Source organism: Kineosporia babensis (assembly GCF_021129305.1).
Classification (GTDB): domain Bacteria; phylum Actinomycetota; class Actinomycetes; order Actinomycetales; family Kineosporiaceae; genus Kineosporia; species Kineosporia babensis.
Genome location: NZ_JAJOMB010000015.1, coordinates 95,526 through 115,404, shown reverse-complemented (window position 1 = coordinate 115,404; position 19,879 = coordinate 95,526). Strand labels below are relative to the sequence as shown.

General features: G+C 70.6%; 18 protein-coding genes. 6 read left to right on the top strand and 12 right to left on the bottom strand.

What is annotated here, in order from left to right:
* The first annotated feature begins 117 nt into the window (after nucleotides 1–117).
* On the top strand, nucleotides 118–960 hold the full coding sequence (locus tag LR394_RS25195; protein WP_231446523.1) for a DUF3152 domain-containing protein: 843 nt from the start codon (nucleotides 118–120) through the stop codon (nucleotides 958–960).
* Nucleotides 961–963: 3 nt separating this feature from the next.
* Here LR394_RS25195 and LR394_RS25190 read toward each other — a convergent pair whose 3' ends face one another.
* The 5 genes from LR394_RS25190 to LR394_RS25170 all read right to left on the bottom strand — a co-directional run bounded on the left by LR394_RS25190 (nucleotide 964) and on the right by LR394_RS25170 (nucleotide 9,781).
* On the bottom strand, nucleotides 964–2,211 hold the full coding sequence (locus LR394_RS25190) for a sugar ABC transporter permease (RefSeq protein WP_231446521.1): 1,248 nt from the start codon (nucleotides 2,209–2,211) through the stop codon (nucleotides 964–966).
* Nucleotides 2,208–2,996, bottom strand: a complete 789-nt coding sequence (locus tag LR394_RS25185) for an ATP-binding cassette domain-containing protein (protein ID WP_231446519.1) — start codon at nucleotides 2,994–2,996, stop codon at nucleotides 2,208–2,210. The genes LR394_RS25190 and LR394_RS25185 overlap by 4 nt, the downstream gene beginning before the upstream one ends.
* 253 nt (nucleotides 2,997–3,249) lie before the next feature.
* Nucleotides 3,250–6,030: an aconitate hydratase AcnA gene (gene acnA / locus LR394_RS25180; protein ID WP_331283103.1), complete on the bottom strand. Its 2,781-nt coding sequence runs from the start codon at nucleotides 6,028–6,030 to the stop codon at nucleotides 3,250–3,252.
* A gap of 240 nt (nucleotides 6,031–6,270) precedes the next feature.
* Complete coding sequence (locus LR394_RS25175) at nucleotides 6,271–7,734, bottom strand: class I SAM-dependent RNA methyltransferase (RefSeq protein ID WP_231446515.1); 1,464 nt, start codon at nucleotides 7,732–7,734, stop codon at nucleotides 6,271–6,273.
* Nucleotides 7,727–9,781 carry an APC family permease gene (locus LR394_RS25170; protein WP_231446513.1) on the bottom strand — a complete coding sequence of 685 codons (2,055 nt, stop codon included), beginning with the start codon at nucleotides 9,779–9,781 and terminating at the stop codon, nucleotides 7,727–7,729. The genes LR394_RS25175 and LR394_RS25170 overlap by 8 nt, the downstream gene beginning before the upstream one ends.
* A 197-nt stretch (nucleotides 9,782–9,978) precedes the next feature.
* Here LR394_RS25170 and LR394_RS25165 point away from each other — a divergent pair, with 197 nt between their 5' ends.
* Together LR394_RS25165 and LR394_RS25160 are read left to right on the top strand one after the other, a co-directional pair.
* Nucleotides 9,979–10,647, top strand: coding sequence for a potassium channel family protein (locus LR394_RS25165; protein WP_407937121.1), 669 nt, complete (start codon nucleotides 9,979–9,981; stop codon nucleotides 10,645–10,647).
* Complete coding sequence (locus tag LR394_RS25160) at nucleotides 10,647–11,309, top strand: potassium channel family protein (RefSeq protein ID WP_231446511.1); 663 nt, start codon at nucleotides 10,647–10,649, stop codon at nucleotides 11,307–11,309. The genes LR394_RS25165 and LR394_RS25160 overlap by 1 nt, the downstream gene beginning before the upstream one ends.
* 2 nt (nucleotides 11,310–11,311) lie before the next feature.
* Here LR394_RS25160 and LR394_RS25155 read toward each other — a convergent pair whose 3' ends face one another.
* From LR394_RS25155 to dut, 4 genes are all read right to left on the bottom strand, one after another.
* Nucleotides 11,312–12,052 (bottom strand): DUF3159 domain-containing protein, encoded by a 741-nt coding sequence (locus tag LR394_RS25155; protein WP_231446509.1) that lies wholly within the window; start codon nucleotides 12,050–12,052, stop codon nucleotides 11,312–11,314.
* Nucleotides 12,053–12,117: 65 nt separating this feature from the next.
* Complete coding sequence (locus LR394_RS25150) at nucleotides 12,118–12,609, bottom strand: OB-fold nucleic acid binding domain-containing protein (RefSeq protein WP_231446507.1); 492 nt, start codon at nucleotides 12,607–12,609, stop codon at nucleotides 12,118–12,120.
* Between the two features lie 554 nt (nucleotides 12,610–13,163).
* Nucleotides 13,164–13,931 carry a DUF3710 domain-containing protein gene (locus LR394_RS25145; protein ID WP_231446505.1) on the bottom strand — a complete coding sequence of 256 codons (768 nt, stop codon included), beginning with the start codon at nucleotides 13,929–13,931 and terminating at the stop codon, nucleotides 13,164–13,166.
* The gene (gene dut, locus LR394_RS25140) at nucleotides 13,931–14,446 is read right to left on the bottom strand and encodes a dUTP diphosphatase (RefSeq protein WP_407937125.1); all 516 of its coding nucleotides are present in this window, start codon (nucleotides 14,444–14,446) and stop codon (nucleotides 13,931–13,933) included. The genes LR394_RS25145 and dut overlap by 1 nt, the downstream gene beginning before the upstream one ends.
* 189 nt (nucleotides 14,447–14,635) lie before the next feature.
* Between dut and LR394_RS25135 the strand changes: the two genes are divergently transcribed.
* Nucleotides 14,636–15,115, top strand: coding sequence for a DUF3093 domain-containing protein (locus LR394_RS25135; protein ID WP_231446501.1), 480 nt, complete (start codon nucleotides 14,636–14,638; stop codon nucleotides 15,113–15,115).
* 41 nt (nucleotides 15,116–15,156) lie between these two features.
* Here LR394_RS25135 and LR394_RS25130 read toward each other — a convergent pair whose 3' ends face one another.
* Nucleotides 15,157–15,456: a DUF4193 domain-containing protein gene (locus tag LR394_RS25130; RefSeq protein ID WP_231446499.1), complete on the bottom strand. Its 300-nt coding sequence runs from the start codon at nucleotides 15,454–15,456 to the stop codon at nucleotides 15,157–15,159.
* 591 nt (nucleotides 15,457–16,047) lie between these two features.
* Between LR394_RS25130 and LR394_RS25125 the strand changes: the two genes are divergently transcribed.
* Nucleotides 16,048–16,278, top strand: coding sequence for a hypothetical protein (locus tag LR394_RS25125; protein ID WP_231446498.1), 231 nt, complete (start codon nucleotides 16,048–16,050; stop codon nucleotides 16,276–16,278).
* Nucleotides 16,279–16,298: 20 nt separating this feature from the next.
* On the opposite strand, the gene LR394_RS25120 is transcribed toward LR394_RS25125, so the two are convergent.
* Both LR394_RS25120 and LR394_RS25115 read right to left on the bottom strand, forming a co-directional pair.
* Nucleotides 16,299–17,159 (bottom strand): inositol monophosphatase family protein, encoded by an 861-nt coding sequence (locus tag LR394_RS25120; protein WP_231446497.1) that lies wholly within the window; start codon nucleotides 17,157–17,159, stop codon nucleotides 16,299–16,301.
* The gene (locus LR394_RS25115) at nucleotides 17,156–18,292 is read right to left on the bottom strand and encodes a ferrochelatase (protein WP_231446496.1); all 1,137 of its coding nucleotides are present in this window, start codon (nucleotides 18,290–18,292) and stop codon (nucleotides 17,156–17,158) included. The genes LR394_RS25120 and LR394_RS25115 overlap by 4 nt, the downstream gene beginning before the upstream one ends.
* 315 nt (nucleotides 18,293–18,607) lie before the next feature.
* Between LR394_RS25115 and sepH the strand changes: the two genes are divergently transcribed.
* A complete protein-coding gene (gene sepH / locus LR394_RS25110) occupies nucleotides 18,608–19,873 on the top strand; it encodes a septation protein SepH (RefSeq protein WP_231446495.1) in 1,266 nt (421 codons plus the stop codon).
* Nucleotides 19,874–19,879 lie beyond the last annotated feature (6 nt).

The window sequence follows — 19,879 nt, the reverse complement described above, 5'->3', positions numbered from 1 at the left end:
CGCAGCGGGTCGTGACGCCCGTCTCATCCCGGTAGTGCCACGCTTTTCGTCTAGAGTTCCGTCCTTGTCAGTGCCGCCCGGCCTCACTCGGGGGCCGGCGGTCACCAGGAGAAGCTCTTGCGTTCACGAAGGTTGCGTTCCGGTCTGCGGACCGGCGTGGCCGGGGCGGCTGCGGTCGTCGCCTCGGTCCTGCTCAGCGGTTGCGGTCTGCCCCAGGTCTCGGTGGTGCGATCGGATGCGCCGGAGCCGACGGCGACTGCGAGCACGGCGGTGGCCGAGCCGATGTCCACTCAGGCGGCCCCGGTGCCGGAGGAGGCCGCCGCACCCGCCAAGAACCAGCAGCGCAAGGTCAGCTACCCGTACACCGGTCAGGACAAGTGGGTCGTGGCGCCGGCCGGCTCCACCGGGATCAGCGGCAAGTCCGGACCGGTGCTGCGCTACCACGTGGCCGTCGAGCGCGGGATCAAGGGTGTTCCGGCCAAGCAGTTCGCCGAGCAGGTGGTCACCATCCTCGACGACAAGCGCAGCTGGGCCGGGCAGGGCGGGCTCCGGCTGCGGCAGGTGGGTCCCGACGACGCCGCGGACTTCACGATCCGGCTGACCACCCCGGGCACCCGGGACGTGTGGTGCGCTGACGGCCCGGACGGCTACACCTCCTGCCGCAACGGCGACAACGTGGTGATCAACGTGGCCCGGTGGGTGCACGGGGTGGAGCACTACCCCGCGCCGCTCAAGGTCTACCGGTCGTACCTGATCAACCACGAGACCGGGCACCGGCTCGGGCACGGTCACGAGCTGTGCCCCGGCGCCGGGCAGCCGGCGCCGGTGATGCAGCAGCAGTCGCTGGGCATGCACGGCTGCAAGGCCAACGCCTGGCCCTCGCCGAAGGGCAAGGCCTACCAGGGCTCCCCCGGCGAGTACGCCGACCCGATCCCGCAGGAGTCCACCGGCACCCGCTGACTCTCATTGCCCGGTCGAGGCCGCCCGGCGCCGGGACAGCGCGTCCACGCTGGCCGCGAGCAGCAGCACCGCCCCGGTGACGATGAACTGGATACCGGACTTCTGGGTGATCAGCGGCAGGCCGTTCTGGATCACCGCGACCACCAGCCCGCCCAGGATCGCGTCGATCACCCGGCCCTTGCCGCCGAACAGCGAGGTGCCGCCGATCACGGCCGCGCCGACCGCGTACAGCAGGGTGGACGAGCCGCCGGTGGTGGGTGAGACGCCGTTGCTGTACGAGGCGAACAGGATGCCGGCGAACGCGGCCATCATCGAGCCGATCGCGAAGCAGGCGATCTTGACCATCGGCACGTTGATCCCGGCCCGGCGGGCCGCCTCGGGGTTGCCGCCGACCGCGTAGACGTGCCGGCCGAACCCGGTGCGGCCCAGCAGGAAGGTCAGCACCAGCAGGAACACCAGGGTGACGGGGACGATCAGCGGGATGCCGCGCAGCGAGCGGATCGCCGGGTTGACCGCGCGCTCGGCGTTGAACACCAGGGTGACCGCGACCATGATCGCCGCCAGCCCGGCGACCTTGAGCCCGATCACCGCCGGGCTGACCACTGGCAGCCCGGCCCGCCGGCGCCGGGCGCTGCCGAGGAACGCCCCGGCCGCGTAGCCGCCGACCACCAGCAGCGAGAGCACCCAGCCGAGCGCCGGGCTGAGGTTCTTGTTCAGGATCGACAGGATGGTCTCGTCGCTCAGGCTGATCGTGCCGCCCTCGCCGACCACCAGCAGCAGCACCCCCTGCAGGCCCAGGAACCAGGCCAGGGTGACCACGAACGAGGGGATCTGCAGCCGGGCCACCAGCGCACCCATCACCGTGCCGATCACCAGGCCGGTGGCCACGCAGGCGAGCACCGCCAGCGGCCAGGCCACCCCGTGCTCGGTCAGCAGCACCACCAGCACGGCCGCGCCGACCCCGGAGGTGTAGCCCGCCGCCAGGTCGATCTCGCCGAGCAGGAGCACGAAGATCAGGCCCATCGCGATGAAGATCACCGGGGCGGCCTGGTTGAGCAGGTTGGCGGCGTTGCGGGTGGAGGCGAAGCTGTCCGGGCGCATCGCCGAGAAGAAGATCACCAGTGCGACGAAGCCGAGAACGGCCGGCAGCGAGCCGACGTCGCCGCCCCGCACCCGGTCCAGGTACCCGCGAAAAGCCCCGGCCACGGCCTGGTCCTGGGTGTCGGAGGGCACAGCGGTTGCGGTACTCATGCCACGGCCTCCTGAGCCAGGGTGGGCGGAAGACCGAGATCGCCGCTGCGGCCCGAGGTGATCAACTCGACGATCTGGGTGGTGCTGGTGCTGCCCGCGTCCACCTGGGCGGCGGTGCGGCCCAGGTACAGGGCGCACACGCTGTCGGCCACCTGCAGCACGTCGTTCATGTTGTGCGAGATCAGCACCACCGCCAGGCCGTTGTCGGCCAGCCGCCGGACCAGGCTCAGCACCTGCTCGGTCTGCGCCACCCCGAGCGCGGCGGTGGGTTCGTCCAGGATGACGACCTTGCTGTTCCAGAGAACGGCTTTCGCGATCGCCACGGTCTGCCGCTGACCGCCGGAGAGGCTGGACACCTTCTGCCGCACCGACTTCAGCGTGCGCACCGACAGCCCGCGCAACGTCTCCTCGGCCCGGCGTTCCATCGAGTTCTCGTCCAGGGTCAGGCCGGAGCGAATCTCCCTTCCCAGGAACATGTTCTGGACCACGTCGAGGTTGTCGCACAGGGCCAGGTCCTGGTAGACCACCTCGATGCCGAGCTCCGCAGCCTGTTTCGGATGGCTGACCGAGACCGGACGGCCCTCGAAAAGGTATTCACCGGAGTCGAAGCCGTAGATCCCGGCGATGCCCTTGACGAAAGTGGACTTACCGGCGCCGTTGTCGCCGACCAGCGCGGTGACCTTGCCCGCCCAGGCGTCCAGGCCGACGTCCTTGAGCACGTGCACCGCGCCGAAACTCTTGTTGATCCCCCGCAGGCGCAGAACCGGGGCCGGATCTTCGGTCATCTGCTCGCCGCTCCCACCCGTGTCCGCGTCACTGACGCGAAGATAGGTAGATATGACCGAATTGACCAGCGATCTGTGCGGGATTGGGGTTTACGGCGACGAACGGTAGCGGGAATGTCCCCAGCCACAACCAATGGGAGACGCCCGCGCGTCCGTTGCGCACAATCGTCTCAAATTTTCGGTAACCACCACCCACAAAACTGGAGACGCCCGCGGCCAGGTGGCCACGGACGTCCCCTTGCGGTTCTGCTGATCAGCCGACCAGGCTGCGCAGCACGTACTGCAGGATGCCGCCGTTGCGGTAGTAGTCCGCCTCACCGGGGGTGTCGATCCGGACCACGGCGTCGAAGGCGACCTTGGAGCCGTCCGCCTTGGTCGCGGTGACCTTGACGGTGGACGGGGTGGAACCGTTGTTGAGCTCGGTCACCCCGGCGAAGTCGAAGGTCTCGGTGCCGTCCAGGCCCAGCGAGTTCGCGCTCTCGCCGGCCGGGAACTGCAGCGGCAGCACACCCATCCCGATCAGGTTGGAACGGTGGATGCGCTCGTAGCTCTCGGCCACGACCACGCGCACGCCCAGCAGGCGGGTGCCCTTGGCCGCCCAGTCCCGGCTGGAGCCCGAGCCGTACTCCTTGCCGGCCAGCACCACGAGCGGGATCTCGGCGGCGGCGTAGGCCTGGGCCGCGTCGTAGATCGTGGTCTGCTCGCCGTCGGCCAGGAAGTTCCGGGTGAAGCCACCCTCGACGCCGTCCAGCAGCTGGTTCTTCAGCCGGATGTTGGCGAAGGTGCCGCGGATCATCACCTCGTGGTTGCCCCGGCGGGAACCGTAGGAGTTGAAGTCCTTGCGGGCCACGCCGTGCTCGGCCAGGTAGACACCCGCGGGCGAGTCGACCTTGATCGAGCTGGCCGGGCTGATGTGGTCGGTGGTCACCGAGTCACCCAGTTTGGCCAGCACCCGGGCGTTCTGGAAGTCCGTCACCGGAGAAGGCTTGATCTGCATGCCCTCGAAGTACGGGGGCTTACGGACGTAGGTGGACTCGTTGTCCCAGGCGAAGGTGCCGCCCTCGGGGGTGGGCAGCGACTGCCAGCGCTCGTCCCCGGCGAACACGTCGGCGTAGTCCCCGACGAACATCTCCTTGGTGATCGAGTCCTCGACCACGGCGGCGACTTCCTGCGCGCTGGGCCAGATCTCGTGCATGAAGACGTCGTTGCCGTCGGAGTCGGTGCCGATCGGGTCGGTCGCCGGGTCCCAGTCGATCGTGCCGGCCAGCGCGTACGCGATCACCAGCGGCGGGGAGGCCAGGTAGTTCTGCTTGATGTCCGGGTTGATCCGGCCCTCGAAGTTCCGGTTGCCGGACAGCACCGATACGACGGTCAGGTCGTTCTCCTGCACCGCCGCCGAGATCGCCTCGGGCAGCGGGCCGGAGTTACCGATGCAGGTGGTGCAGCCGTAGCCGACCAGGTGGTAGCCGAGCTTCTCCAGGTACGGCACCAGGCCGGCCTTGGCGTAGTAGTCCATGACCACCTTGGAGCCCGGCGCCATCGTGGTCTTCACCCACGGCTTGACCGAAAGACCGCGTTCCACCGCGTTCTTGGCCAGCAGCGCGGCGGCCAGCATGACCGAGGGGTTGGAGGTGTTGGTGCAGGAGGTGATAGCCGCAATGGTGACGTGACCGTGGTCGAGCTCGGTCTTGGTGCCGTCGGCCAGGGTGACCGGGACCCGCTTGTGCGGCCTTTCGGCCTTGCTGCCGGGCTGGGCGGGCTCGTCTGCGGCTGTGCTGCCGGAGGTTGCGGGGGCGTCGCTGGCCGGGAAGGACTCCTCGACGGCCTCGTCCTGCTTGCCCGGCGTCCAGTCCTTGACGTAGTCGGAAATGCTGGCGCGCCAGGCCTGCTTGGCCCCGGAGAGCTCGATCCGGTCCTGCGGGCGCTTCGGGCCGGCGATGCTCGGGACGACCGTGGACAGGTCCAGCTCGAGGTACTCGGAGTACTTGGCCTCGCTGGCCGGGTCGTGCCAGAGGCCCTGCTCCTTGGTGTACGCCTCGACCAGGGCGACCTGCGCCTCGCTGCGGCCGGTCAGGCGCAGGTAGTCCAGGGTGACCTCGTCGATCGGGAACATCGCGGCGGTGGAGCCGAACTCGGGGCTCATGTTGCCGATCGTGGCCCGGTTGGCCAGCGGCACGGCGCCCACGCCCGCGCCGTAGAACTCGACGAACTTGCCGACCACGCCGTGCTTGCGCAGCATCTCGGTGATGGTCAGCACCACGTCGGTGGCGGTCACGCCGGCCGGGATCTCGCCGTTCAGCTTGAAGCCGACCACCCGCGGGATCAGCATGCTGACCGGCTGGCCGAGCATCGCGGCCTCGGCCTCGATGCCGCCGACGCCCCAGCCCAGCACGCCGATGCCGTTGACCATGGTGGTGTGCGAGTCGGTGCCCACGCAGGTGTCCGGGTAGGCGACGCCGTCGCGCTCGAAGACCACGCGGGCCAGGTGCTCGATGTTGACCTGGTGCACGATGCCGGTGCCCGGGGGGACGACCTTGAAGTCGTCGAAGGCGGTCTGGCCCCAGCGCAGGAACTGGTAGCGCTCGCCGTTGCGCTGGTACTCCAGCTCGACGTTCTTCTCGAACGCGTCGGGCCGGCCGAACACGTCGGCGATGACGGAGTGGTCGATCACCAGCTCGGCCGGGGCCAGCGGGTTGATCTTGGCCGGGTCGCCGCCCAGGTCGGCCACGGCCTCGCGCATGGTGGCCAGGTCGACCACGCAGGGCACGCCGGTGAAGTCCTGCATGATCACCCGGGCCGGGGTGAACTGGATCTCGGTGTCGGGGTTCGCGTTCGGGTCCCAGCCGGCCAGCGCGCGGATGTGGTCGGCGGTGATGTTCGCGCCGTCCTCGGTCCGCAGCAGGTTCTCCAGCAGGACCTTCAGGCTGTAGGGCAGCTCGGCGGCGCCAGGGACGGCCGAGAGCCGGAAGATGTCATAGCTGGCGTCTCCGGCCGCGAGTTCGCCGCGGGCGCCAAAGCTGTCGAGGCTTCTCACACTGCTCAACGAAGAACTCCTTAGATCGTCTTAGATCGTCGTGTCACCAGGCATCATACTGAAGTATCTCGACGTCAAGATAGTTAGGCTGGGCTAACTACCCCCGAGCCTGCCCCCAGTTGCGGGCCGGTGCAGGTCGGCGCACCGCGCGCCACCACGGCGGGGCGCGGAATGCCACCGGGTTGGCCGTGGTGAACATCGCGCCGGGTGTCGCAAAGTGGGGCCTCGCCGAGCCAGACGCTACCGGCGCGGTGAGCGGCCGAAGCCGGAACCACCCTGACGACGCCGGTTCGGGGCAGGACGGCGGGAGGACTCAGCGGCGGCGGGGACCTCGGAAGGCGAAGGGCGCTCGCCGGCGGGGACCAGGACGGCGACGCATTCCACGTGGTGGGTCATCGGGAACAGGTCGAACGCCCGAAGACCGTCCAGCTCGTAGCCCAGCCCGGAGGCGAAGGCCAGGTCGCGGGCGAGCGCAGCCGGGTCACAGGCCACGTAGACCACTACCCGGGGAGCGAGCGCGGCCACCTGCTTCATCACGTCTTTACCGGCGCCGGAACGCGGCGGGTCGAGCACGATCACGTCGGCCCCGCCCTGCGCCAGGGGGCCACCGTCGGCGGCGAGGCGGGGCAGCACCCGGGGTACGGAGCCGTTCTCGACCCGGACCTGGCCCAGGTCGTGCAGCCCGCGCCGGGCGTCCGCCGAAGCCCGGGCATCGCCCTCGACCAGGAGCACGCTGCCGGTGACGCCCACCTGATCCGCCAGCCCGGCCGCGAAGAGCCCGACGCCGCCGTAAAGGTCCACCGCCCGTTCCCCCGGCTGGGCCTGGGCGGCCTCGAGAACAGCATCGAGCAGGGTCTGGGCGGCAGCGGGGTGGACCTGCCAGAAGCCCGTGCCGGTGACCCGGAAGGGCCTGGGGGCGCCCGCCACGGTGACCTCTTCCGAGACCCACGTGCGGCCCTTCACCTGGTGCAGGCCCTCGTCGTCGCGGGTGGCCACGCAGGCCTCACCCAGCTTGGGCATCCGCAGCGAGGGACCCTTACGTCCGGCGACAGCCTCGGCCACCACCAGCGGGGCACCGGTAGACGGTTCGACCACCTCGACCGCGAGCGCCCCCGGCCAGCGGGCCTGGGTGATCCCCAGCGCTGAGGCCGCGGGGGAAGCGATCAGGCATTCCTTCACCGCAACCACGTCGTGCGAACGATGCTTACGCAACCCCGGACGTCCTTCGGTATCAACGGTGAACCGCACCCGGGTACGCCAGCCCAGCCCGTCCCCCTCCGGACCTTCCACCACCACGGTGGGCACCTCGTCCAGGCGAGCAATCCGGCGCAACTGCTCCATCACCACGTCGGCCTTCATCCGCCGCTGGGCGCTGAGATCGGCGTGCTGCCAGTCGCACCCGCCGCAGATCCCGGCCACCGGGCAGGGCGCGGGTACCCGGTCCGGCGAGGGCTCCAGCACCTCGGCCGTGTCTGCCCGCCAGAACTTGGCGTCCGGCGCGGACTCGGTCAGCCGGGCCAGCACCACCTCGCCCGGCAGGGCGTGCCGGACGAAGACCACCCGCCCCTCGTAGCGCGCCACGCAGTGCCCGCCGTGCGCCACCGGGCCGACCTCCAGCTGGATCAGCTCGTCGGTGACCAAGCCGGGCCCGGAGGCGGCGTCCGGGGTGACGGAGCTCTTGGAGTCCAGGGGATCGCTAGGCATTCTGTTCCTTCTTCGCATTCTCTTCGGTACCCGCCGGCGGCGGCACTGCACCCCGCCGCGCATCGCCCGGGGCCGGGCGGTTCTCCCTGCCCAGCCGGTGCCGCGAGGAGCGCAGCTGCCAGGGCACGCTGGCCACGATCACGCCGGACATGAAGTGCAGACCACCCTTCAGCCGCAGCGCGCTCTGGTTGTGCAGCAACTGCTCCCACCAACGCCCCACCACATACTCGGGCACGTACACCACGACCAGATCACGGGGGCTGTCGCGGCGGATGCTGCGCACGTACTCCAGCACCGGGCGGGTGACCTCGCGGTAGGGCGAGTCCAGCGCCCGCAGGGGCACCGGGATGTCCCGACGGTCCCATTCTTCCTGAAGCCGGCGGGTCTCCTCACCGTCGACGGTGACCGTGACCGCCTCCAGCACCGACGGTCGCGAGGCCCGGGCGTAGGCCAGTGCCCGCAGCGTGGGCTTGTGCAGCTTGGACACCAGCACGATGGCGTGCACCCGGGAGGGCAGCACCCGCCCGGCCACCTCGTCCTCCTCCGCCAGCTCGGCCCGGACCTTGCGGTAGTGCCGGCGGATCGCCAGCATCAGCCCGAACAGCAGGGCCATGAAGATCAGGGCCAGGTACGCACCGCGGGTGAACTTGGTGATCAGCACCACCACCAGCACGCTGCCGGTGATGCTCAGGCCGATCGCGTTGATCACCCGGGAACGCTGCATCCGGCGGCGTTCGGCCGGCTCCTCGCAGGTGCGCAGCAGCCGGGTCCAGTGCCGCACCATCCCGGTCTGGCTCACCGTGAACGAGATGAACACGCCCACGATGTAGAGCTGGATCAGCCGGGTCACCTGGGCGTCGAAGGCGATGATCAGCAGGCTCGCGCCGACCGCCAGGGCGACGATGCCGTTGCTGAAGGCCAGCCGGTCGCCGCGGGTGTGCAGCTGGCGGGGCAGCAGGTCGTCGCGGGCCAGGATCGAGCCGAGCACCGGGAAGCCGTTGAACGCGGTGTTGGCGGCCAGGATCAGGATCAGCCCGGTGGCGAAGGTGACCAGGTAGAACGCCGGTGGGAAGCCACCGAACAGGGCAGCGGCGATCTGGCCGATCACCGGGTCCTGGACGTAGCTCTCGCCGACCGGCACGCCGTCGCGCAGCAGCTGCTCACCTGGGAACTCGGCGAAGCGCACGTGCATCAGCCGGGACAGGACGATCGTGGACATCAGCATCAGCACCGCGATCGTGCCGAGCAGGGCCAGCGTGGTGGCGGCGTTGTGGCTCTTCGGCTTCTTGAACGCCGGCACGCCGTTGCTGATCGCCTCCACCCCGGTCAGCGCGGCGCAGCCGGAGGAGAACGCGCGCAGCAGCAGGAAGGCCCCGCCCAGGCCGACCAGGCCCTGCTCGAACTGGGTTTCTGGGATCAGCTCGAGCACCGAGCTCTCGGCCTGCGGCAGGTCGCCGAAGAAGTACTGGACGAAGCCCCAGCCGCTCATCCCCAGGATCGCCACCATGAACACGTAGGTGGGCACGGCGAACGCGGTGCCGGACTCACGCACTCCGCGCAGGTTGATCGTGGTGAGCAGGACCACCACGCCGACCGCGACCAGGGCCTCGTGGCCGCGCAGGAACGGCAGGGCCGAGGCGGCGTACTGGGCGCCGGAGGAGATCGACACGGCCACGGTGAGCACGTAGTCGACCAGCAGGGCACTGGCCACGGTGATCCCCGCGGTGGGGCCCAGGTTGACCGTGGCCACCTCGTAGTCACCGCCGCCGGAGGGGTAGGCGTGCACGTTCTGCCGGTACGAGGCCACCACGATCAGCATCACCAGGACCACCGCCAGCCCCACCCAGGGCGAGAGCGCGTACGAGGTCAGGCCGGCCGCGGCCAGGGTGAGCAGGATTTCGTCCGGGGCGTAGGCCACCGACGAGAGCGCGTCCGAGGCGAACACCGGCAGCGCGATGCGCTTGGGCAGCAACGTCTCGCCCAGCCGCTCGCTGCGTACCGGCCGTCCGACGAGCAGCCGTTTGACGGCGCCGGGAAAGGAGGGCACGGCCGGTCATCGTATTGCGATACAGCTGTCGCGAACCGGAGACAACGAGCGAGCAGAGGGAAAAGTTGCCGCCGACGGCCCGGGTGCTGCGCCCGGGGAGCCGGCCCGCCCGCCGCAGCGGTGTACCTTCAGCGACGGGTCAGGCCGAGAGGCGGCCGCACCGCGCCAGACAGGTCAGCTGAGAGGGCCGACGAGACGTGCACTTCGTGATCATGGGATGCGGCCGGACCGGCTCCACCCTGGCCCAGATGGTCGAGGACCGCGGGCACACCGTCGCGGTGGTGGACCAGAACGCGAACGCCTTCCGACGGCTGGGGCCGCATTTCGAGGGACGGCGGGTGGTCGGGCCCGGGTTCGACCGGGACACCCTGACCGAGGCTGGGATCGAGGACGCCTACGCGTTCGCCGCGGTCAGCAACGGCGACAACTCCAACATCCTGGCCGCCCGGGTGGCCAGGGAGACGTTCGGGGTGAGCAACGTGGTGGCCCGGATCTACGACCCCGGACGCGCCGAGGTCTACCAACGTCTGGGCATCCCCACCGTCGCCACGGTGCGCTGGACGGCCGACCAGATGGCCCGGCGTCTGCTGCCGGCGGGCGCGATCTCCGAGTACCGCGATCCATCCGGCGCGGTGATCCTGGCCGAGGTACAGGTGCACACCGGATGGGTGGGCCGCCGGATGGTCTCCCTGGAGGCGGCTTCCGAGGCGCGCGTGGCCTTCCTGACCCGCCTGGGCGAGGGCATCGTCCCCGGGGCCGACACGCTCTACCAGGAGGGCGACCTGGTGCACTTCGTGCTGCGCCACGACCGGCTCACCTCGGTGGAGCAGAGAATGGCCGTACCGCCGTCGAAGGATGAGCACTGATGCGGATCGTCATCGTCGGAGCCGGGAGTGTGGGCCGCTCGATCGCGCGGGAACTGCTCACCAACGGGCACCGGGTGCTGCTGATCGACAAGGACCCGAACGCGATCCGGGTGACGAGCGTGCCGGAGGCGGAGTGGCTGCTGGCCGACGCCTGCGAGATCACTTCACTGGCCGACGCCGGGCTGGCCGAGTGCGACGTGGTGGTGGCAGCCAGCGGCGACGACAAGGCCAACCTGGTGGTCTCGCTGCTGTCCAAGACCGAGTACGGGGTGCCGCGCACGGTGGCCCGGGTGAACACCCCGGCCAACGAGTGGATGTTCGACGAGGCCTGGGGCGTGGACGTCGCGGTCTCCACCCCGCGGCTGATGACGGCGCTGGTCGAGGAGGCCGTCTCGGTCGGTGAACTGGTCCGGATCTTCACCTTCCAGCAGGGTCAGGCCTCGATGGTCGAGCTGACCCTGCCGGCCGAGTCGCCGCTGGCCGGGACCACGGTGGGCGAGATCGTCTGGCCCGCCGACACCGTGCTGGTCGGGATCATCCGGGGGGAACGGCCGATCGCGCCGAGCCGGGACGACGCGCTGGAGGCCGGTGACGAGCTGATGTTCATCACCGTGCCGGAGAGCGAGGACCCGTTGCAGGAACTGCTCAACCCGCGCGGCTGAGGTCAGTGCGCCTTGGGGGGTGCGGGGGTACCGACGGTCGCCGGGGGGACCTTGCTCAGCACCCGCCAGATCAGCCAGAGCGCCACCGCGAACAGCGGCAGGCCCAGCACCAGGCCGTTCAGCATGCCCAGCAGCGAGGTCTGGTCGGCGATGATCAGCGGCACCTGGACCACCAGGCGGACCAGGAACAGCGCCACGAAGATCCAGGTCGCGGTGACGAAAGCCTTGTACCGCGGCCGGTTCTTGCGCCACTCGAACATCTCGCCGGTGAGCGGGCCGACGAACACCCCGACGATCGGCCAGCGCACCGCGATCGAGAGCATCGCGCCGAGCGCCGAGCCGCCGTTCTTCAGGATGCTGGGCAGGAAGAAGTCCGAGGCCCGGCCGGTCTTGCTGGCGATGTAGGCGCCGATCCCGATCCCGATCGCCCCGGAGAAGATCTGGGTCAGCGGCTCGCGCCGGACCAGCCGGACCAGGGCCAGCACCACCAGCGGGGTCAGCGCGGCGTAGACCGAGGGCCGCAGCTCCTGGGTGATCGCGAAGGCGATCGAGAAGACCGTGTAGGGCAGGATCGACTCGATCACCCCGCGCGGGCCGCCGATCGCCTTCTTCAGGTCGAACTCGTCCGCCACGGCCTGGGCGAACGAACTCTTGCCGGCCTTCTCGGCGGCGTTCTCGGCCACCTGCTCGGCGCGGTGGTGGTCTCCAGGTGCGGGGGCGTGCCCGCGCGGCTGGTCCGGCATCGGCTCTGTTCAGCTCCGGTCGGCTCTAGTTCGTGACTGGTCTGGTCGGTGAGCCTAACCCGAGGTCAGCTCGGACCGCCCGGAACCAGCTCGTAACGCGGGTTGAAGATGGTGGCCGTACCGCTCGCCTCGCACACCACACCCTGGACCCGGATGCGGCGGCCGGGCTCGACCCCACCGATGTGCCGGCGGCCCAGCCAGACCACCGAGATGCTGCCGGTGCCGTCGTACAACTCGGCGACCAGCGCGGGAACCCCGGCCCGGGGGCGCAGGGTGACAGCGCGCAGGGTGCCGCAGACCATGGCCTGCTGGCGGGAGCGGAGCTGGTCGATCGGGGTACCGCCGAGCCGGACGGCCTGCTCGTGCTCTTCGTCGGCGTGCACCACGTGCTGCGGTGCGGTGAACCGGGCCAGGGCCCGGAAGAAACCGGAACGGCCCGGCGACCCGGTCTGCTTTTCGGCCGGTGCTCCAGCGTGCGGTCCGGCCTGCGCCACGACCTGCCTGACCGGCGCCTGATCACCGGTGATCTGCTTACCCACGGCCTTCAGCGTACCCATCACGAACCTGCTTCCTGCCCGCTCCCGGCCTGATCCGGAAGTGGCCATGCGCACTCTTTTGCAGGTGTCGACCTGTTGCTCAACAGGCTGTTTCACATTCTATTCCGGTAGTGCGCCTCGTTCTTGGCGTACTGACGGGACACCATCGGGCACCCTCGGCCGACACTGCGTGATCGGGCACCTAGACGGCAGGCAGCCGCCCGGCCGAAACGACGGAACAGGAAGTGGCCGAGAGTTCAGCCGGACGGGGCAGGCCCCGAGCATGCGCCCTGCCCAGGCGCTCTGAGACGCCCTTAGAAGCTCCGAGGAGCTCTGGCCGAGGAAATCGCCCAGGGGCCGGGCCGGCGGTCTATATCTCAGATACCCGGCTGCCCAGAAACAGAGTGCAGCGCCAGGGCGCCTCGGCTCCGGGACGGACTCAGCCACTCGCTGCTCGCAGGGTGCGGTTCGCTACATCGGGGCAATAAAATCTGGGTATAGCAAACTTTATTGCCCCGATCCTGGGATGCGCCCACCGTCACCGGACGAGGAAAGCAAATCCTGGATTGCGCGGGTCAGCGCACTTCGGTGATCTCCGGGCCTCGCTCGGGCGGACGCAGGGTTTCCTTCTGGCCTTCGCCGGCGGCCTGGCCGGCTTCCTCGCCGTCGGCCGGGTGCGCGTTGTCCGGCAGGCTCAGCGGCAGCAGCTCGCGCGGGGCCATCGCCTCGGTGCCGCGGACCACCACCACGTCGCGGACCAGACTCTCCAGCTCCAGCGCCTTCTCCTCGTCCAGCGCCGCCGCCCCGTGGAACACCGCGCGCAGGAACCAGCGCGGGCCGTCGACCCCGGAGAACCGGGCCGGCTGCAGCACCGTGCGGCCGTCGGGGGTACGCGCGGGCACCTTGGCCAGGAGCTCACGGCCGAACACGCCGGGCACGTCGTCGACCTCGCCGCCCTGCCGGCTCACGCTGGCGGAGATCTCGGCCCGGATGTCGTCCCAGATCCCCGAGGTGCGCGGCGCGGCGAAGGCCTGCAGCTGCACGGCGGAGTCGTTGAGCTGGACGGTGGCCGCGATGACCTTGTTGGTCTTCTCCTCGATCTCCAGGCGCATCTGGATGGTGCCCTCCTTGGCGGGCAGCCGGATCGCGCCGAGATCGATGTAGGTGACCTCCGGGTCGGCCTCGGACTCGTCCCAGGGGCCGTTCGAGCGGTCGTACACCTCGGTGGGACCCGAGACCGGGGCCACCGCGTCCGCGTCCGCGTCCCCGGACGCCGCGGAGGTGGTCTCCGGCTCGTCGGTCGGGGACGACTCGTCCCCCTTGTTGCGTCGGAACCAGCTCATCAGTGCTCTCCTCGTTGCGTTCCCAAGCCCGTGCCGTCGTCGGCGCCGTCAACGCCCGCGGTGGTGCCGCTCGTGCTCTGAGTGGTGCCGAAACCGCCGGTGGAGCCGAACCCGCCGGCCCCGCGGGCCGAGCCCGGCAGGCTGCCGGCCTCGATGAAGAACGCCCGGCTGACCGGCTGGACCACCAGTTGCGCGATCCGGTCACCGCGACGCAGTTCCACCGGGGTGCTGCGGTCGGTGTTCAGCAGGGTGACCCGGATCTCGCCGCGATATCCCGCATCGACCGTGCCGGGCGCATTGACCACCGTCAACCCGAGACGCGCGGCCAGGCCGGAGCGGGGGTGGACGAAGGCGGCGTACCCCTCGGGCAGCGCGATCGCGATGCCGGTCGGGACGGTCTGCCGCTCGCCCGGGGCCAGCGTGACGTCGATCGAGGTGACCAGGTCGGCCCCGGCGTCGCCCGGGTGCGCATAACCGGGCACCGGAAGCTCGGGATCCAGGCGCTGGACCAGCACCTCGACCTGGCCCGGGACGAAGTCCGCCCAGTCCGCGGAGGCGCCCGAAGGCGCGGAAGACGTGCTCACGGTCGGACAGCCTATCCAGCACCGGGACCTGCTCCGGTGCCTTGGGCCGACGCAGCCGTCTGCGCAGGTCGCGGACGGGTGGTGCGAGGTGGCCCGAAGGCGGCGTGGGAAGCTGCTCACATGAGCCCGGATCAGACCCCGGCGGCGGCTTCCGCCCCGGCCCAGAAGGTCAAGAACCTCACCGAGTCCCTGTGGCCGACCCCCGGCGTATGGCTGGGTTTCACTGCCTTCGGAGCGGCCTTCGGGCTGATCCCGGGCCCGATCAACGTGCCCTTCGCGATCGGCACGGCGGTGGTGATGGCCGCGGTGGTGCTCGGCCTGGTGGTGCTCTGGACGCCCCGGCTGGACCTGACCAAGGGCGTGTTCAGCGCCGGGCGCGCCAAGGTGCCGGCCACGCTGGTCGCCAAGGTCGAGCCGCTGGACGCGGCCGAGATGAGGACAGCGCTGGGCGCCGGGCTGGATGCCCGGGCCTACCGCAGCACCCGGGCCTGGGTGAAGACCGGGATCAAGGTCACCCTGGACGACCCGCAGGACCCCACGCCGTACTGGCTGCTGTCGACCCGCCGCCCGCAGGAGTGGGTACGGGCGCTGGGCTCGTAGCCGTCACGGCCGCACGAGCCCCCAGCGCCCACCCCTGCAGATCAGGCCGCGCATTCCTTGCAGATCAGCTGGCCGTTCTTCTCGCCGGCCAGCTGGCTGCGGTGGTGCACCAGGAAGCAGCTCATGCAGGTGAACTCGTCCGCCTGACGAGGCAGCACCCGGACGGACAGCTCCTCGTTGGACAGGTCGGCACCGGGCAGCTCGAAACCTTCGGCCGCCTCGGTCTCGTCCTCGTCGACCTGCCCGGCGGACTTGTCCACCCGGCGGGCCTTCAGTTCCTCGAGCGAGTCCTCGTTGAGGTCGTCGTCGGTCTTGCGCGGCGCGTCGTAGTCGGTTGCCATCTTTAGGTCACGCTCCGGTGTGTGGAACTCACGCGGGACGTGCCCCGGTACCGGATTCGCACATGCGAACCCGGTCTGGTGCGCGCTGCCCCCATGAGAACAGGATTGCTGGTCGTTGCTTTGCTGGTGGTGCTGTCGCCGAATGCGGTGCTCGCGCCCTGCTGGATCAAGGTCGTTGCTACCGGACTGTGGACTAACGCGCCCGGGGCCGGATTTGTGCCCGCTCTCGCGGCAGGGATTGTGCACCAGTCGAGCCTGCTTGGCCATACCGGCACACCGAGAGATCGACACCGATTCCCGTCACAGTGAGAACCGCCGATAACTCTCCGTACCCGGATGTGGCGCCTAACGGGTGGACGTTACGAAATGTTCCCGCACGTGTTCGACGGACGGCACCGGACCGCCCTGTCCGGCAACTAAGCGTCGAACGTAGAGTGGCCGCCGGTGCAGTGCGTCTCACGGTCGTTGCGCGGGCTTAACCGGCCCGTCATCACCCGTGGGGCGCAACCTGCGCCAGTGCCGGAGGAGATGGCTTCCGGCGCTGTTGGGCTCGCGGATTGGCGTCCGGGGGCGAGTGAGGGAGAAAACCACATGAGCGAGTTCGTCGCGCAGATCAGGGGCCGTGCGGCAGAGGCGCTGAGCTGGCTCCAGGAGGCACAGAACAGCGGTGACGAGTACCTCGTCAACGTCTCGCTCGACCAGATCGAGTCGATCGCCCGGGTGGCGGCCGACCACAGCATCACCCTGGAGGGAGTGGCCGAGTCGCTGAGCGCCTACGGCCTGTCGGTCCCCCAGGGCCGCGCCGGTGAGGCCACCGCCTGAGGGACCACCCTCGGCCGGGCCTAGGTCGGGTCGGAGTCGGCGTCCAGCTGCCCGAGGACGTCGCACAGCCCCTCCAGGAGGGGGGACGCCGCTCCGACGACCATCGCCCCACCGGCCGGAGCCCCACGCAGGCCGGCCAGCGCACCACCCGCCTCGGTGAGCACCAGCACCGCTGCGGCGATGTCCCAGACGTTCACGCCCCGCTCGTAGTAGGCGTCCACGGTCCCGGTCGCCACCCCGCACAGGTCCAGCGATGCACTGCCGATGCGGCGGATGTCACGCACCTGCGGGAGCACCCCGGTCAGCACCCGGGCCTGTCCGGCCCGACGGGTCGCGGCATATCCGAAGCCGGTGGCCACCAGGGCCTGGCCGAGCTCCGGCGGCGGCCCCAGCTTCAGCTCCCGCGGCGCCGAGCCGTCCCCGGGCTGCAGTTGCGCCCCCAGGCCCCGCCCGGCCGTCCAGGTCTCGCCGGTGGCCGGGTTGTGCACGCAGGCCGCGACCGGCTGCCAGGCCCCGTCCACCGTCGGGTCGCCCTCGACCACGGCCACGCTGACCGCGTACGCGTCGATCCCGTAGCGGTAGTTCACGGTGCCGTCGATCGGGTCCAGCACCCAGGTCAGGCCGGACTCCCCCGGGCTGTAGCCGGCCTCCTCACCGAGCAGGCCGTCGGCCGGCCGGGCCTCGGCCAGGCGCTCGCGCAGCAGCCGCTCCACGGCCTGGTCCATCGCCGTGACGATGTCGGTGGAGCTGGACTTGGTGCCGGAGACCTCGCGGGCGTCCGGGTCCTCGGCCAGACCGGCCCGGATCAGGTCACCGCCGGCCCGGGCGACCTGCTCGGCCAGTTCGCGCAGCCCGGCCGGATCCACCCCGGCGGAGCTCATCGGGCCGCCTCGCCGACCGGGGCGGCCGAGGCCTCGGCGCTCTTGTCGATCGGCAGCACCCAGTCCACCCCGCAGGCCGCGGGCTTGTCCGGGTTGCGCAGGTTGGTGCAGCAGGTGGCCGGGCAGACGTCGTGCCAGGCGCCGGCGCCGGCCTCGGAGGGCCGCTGCGGGTTCTCGCCGCGCTCGGCCGCCGCCCGCTCCACCACCAGCCGGGCCAGCGAGGCGGCGAAGGCCGGGGCCCGGCCGGACGTGGCCGCCCGGACGAACGGCAGGTCCAGGCCCTGGGCGATCTCCTCGGCCTCGGTGTCCAGGTCGAACACGACCTCCATGTGGTCGCTGACGAAGCCGATCGGCACGACCACCACCCCGGGCACCCCTTTGGCCTTGAGCTCGGCCAGGTGGTCGCCGATGTCCGGCTCCAGCCAGGGCTGCGAGGGCGGGCCGGAGCGCGAGCAGTAGACCAGGTCCCACTCCGGCACCGTGCCGACCCGCTCGGCCACCGCGGCGCACGCCTCGCGGTGGGTCTGGGTGTAGGCGTTGCCGAGGGGGCCGGAAGCGTCGTCCATGACATCCGGGATCGAGTGCGTCACGAAGACCACGCGCGAGCCGTCGGGCAGGCTCTGCAGCGCCGCTGCGACCGAGTCGGCGATCGGCTGCAGGAAGCCGTCCTGGTCGAAGTAGTGCCGGATCTTGTCGATCCGCAGGCTGCGGCCCTCACGGGAGAGCGTGATCAGCGCCTCGGCCAGGTCCTCGCGGTACTGCCGGCAGCCGGAGTAGCTGGGGTAGGCGCTGGTGACCACCGTGAGCACGCGCCGGGCGCCGGCCTCGTGGGCCTCGCGCAGCACGTCGGTGGTGAAGGGGGCCCAGTTACGGTTACCCCAGTAGACCGGCACGTCCCCGACCCCGGCCAGGTCGAGCTGCTCGCGCAGGTTCGCCAGCAGCAGCCGGTTCTCGTCGTTGATCGGGCTGCGGCCGCCGAAGTGCTGGTAGTGCACCTCGACCTCTTCGAGTCGCTCGCGCGGGATGCCCCGTCCCCGGGTCACGTTCTCCAGGAACGGCATCACCTCGTCCGGGGCCTCGGGCCCGCCGAACGAGAGCAGGAGGACGGCGTCGTACGGCTTCAAGGAGCTCACCCGTAGATCCTGCCAAGTCGCGCCGCGACCCGCGCGTCCGGGTCCAGGTCGCCGCGCCGTACCAATCGCCGACCAGCCGCCGACCGGCGCGCCTCCCACCGGGACCGCCCGAACCCGTCCAGGATCGGTCCCCTCCCGAGCCCTACACTCAGTGTGATTTCATCGATACCCCGTGTTCAATGTGGACAACGGGGAGATGGGTGTGGTTTGGATGGATCGCCGACTCGCCCAGTCATGTGCTTCGCCGACGAGGTACGAAGTGGCACAGTCTTCACGCAGGTCCGATCTGACCTGGGGTTGCCGGAGGGAGTGAACATGGAAGATCTTTCGCTCGTCGGCGTCCACGAGGACGGGGAGCACCTGCTGCTCTCCGGCCCGAACGGCCAGCGCTTCCGGTTACGGGTGGACGACGCGCTGCGCGCGGCGATCCGCCGGGACCGGGCCCGGCTGAGCCAGATCCAGATCGAGACAGAGGGCCGGCTGCGGCCCCGGGAGATCCAGGCCCGGATAAGAGCCGGCGAGACGGCCGAGGAAGTGGCCGAGGCGGCCGGGCTGGCGCTGGAGCACGTGCGCAAGTACGAGGGTCCGGTGCTGGCCGAGCGTGAGTACGTCTCGGAGCAGGCCCGCCGGGTGCGGGTGCGGCGTCCGGGCGGCGGCGAGTCCCTCTCGCTGGACGAGACGGTGACCGAGCGCCTGGTGGCCCGCGAGGTCGACCTGGACAGCACTACCTGGGACGCCTGGCGCGGCGACGACGGCCTGTGGGTGCTGTCGCTGGAGTTCATCGCCGGTTCCACCCGGCGGCAGGCGCGCTGGACCTACAACGCCGGTCTGCGGCAGGTCACCCCGCACAACGACGAAGCCCGCTGGCTCACCGAGGACGAACCGCCGCAGCCCCAGGCCGAGGCGGCTGCGACCGCGCCGACCGGGATGCGCCGGCTGAGCACGGTACGCGGCGCCGACCGCCCGTACGACCAGGAGATCACGGCGCGCGCGACGTACGAGGAGCCCGCCGCCGTCAATCTGCTGGACACGCTGCGCGAGCGGCGGGGGCGCCGTAATCGCGCGGTCAGCGAAGAGGAGGAGCGCGGGGGGCAGCCCGATCCCGTGCGCGAGGCGATCGACACGCTGCTCAGCCGCAGCGACACCATGGGTGAGCCACCGGCGGCGCACCCGGCCCGGTCCCGTCCGCAGGATGCGCGCGACGGGGAGGTGCTGGTGCTCCCTGAGGCCGAGTCGGTGTACGACCTGGACTCGGCCGAGTCGACGGCGCGGGCGGATCGGCCCGACCGCGACAGCCTGGGCCGTGACCGCGGTGAGCGGGAGCGCTCCGAACGCGAGCGGGAACGGGTCGAGCGGGAACGCCGCGAACGGTCCGAGCGGGAGAAGGCCGAGCTGGAGCGGGCCGACCGCGAGAAGAAGGCCGAGGCGGAGGATCCCGAGCGGGTGGTCGACGTGGCCGCCGCCGAGAAGGAGGAGCCCGCCCCGGTTCCGGCCGGTCGTCGGCCGGCGAGCAACCGCAAGCAGCGCCGGGCCAGCGTTCCTTCTTGGGACGACATCGTTTTCGGCCAGCGTCGCGACTGAAACGAC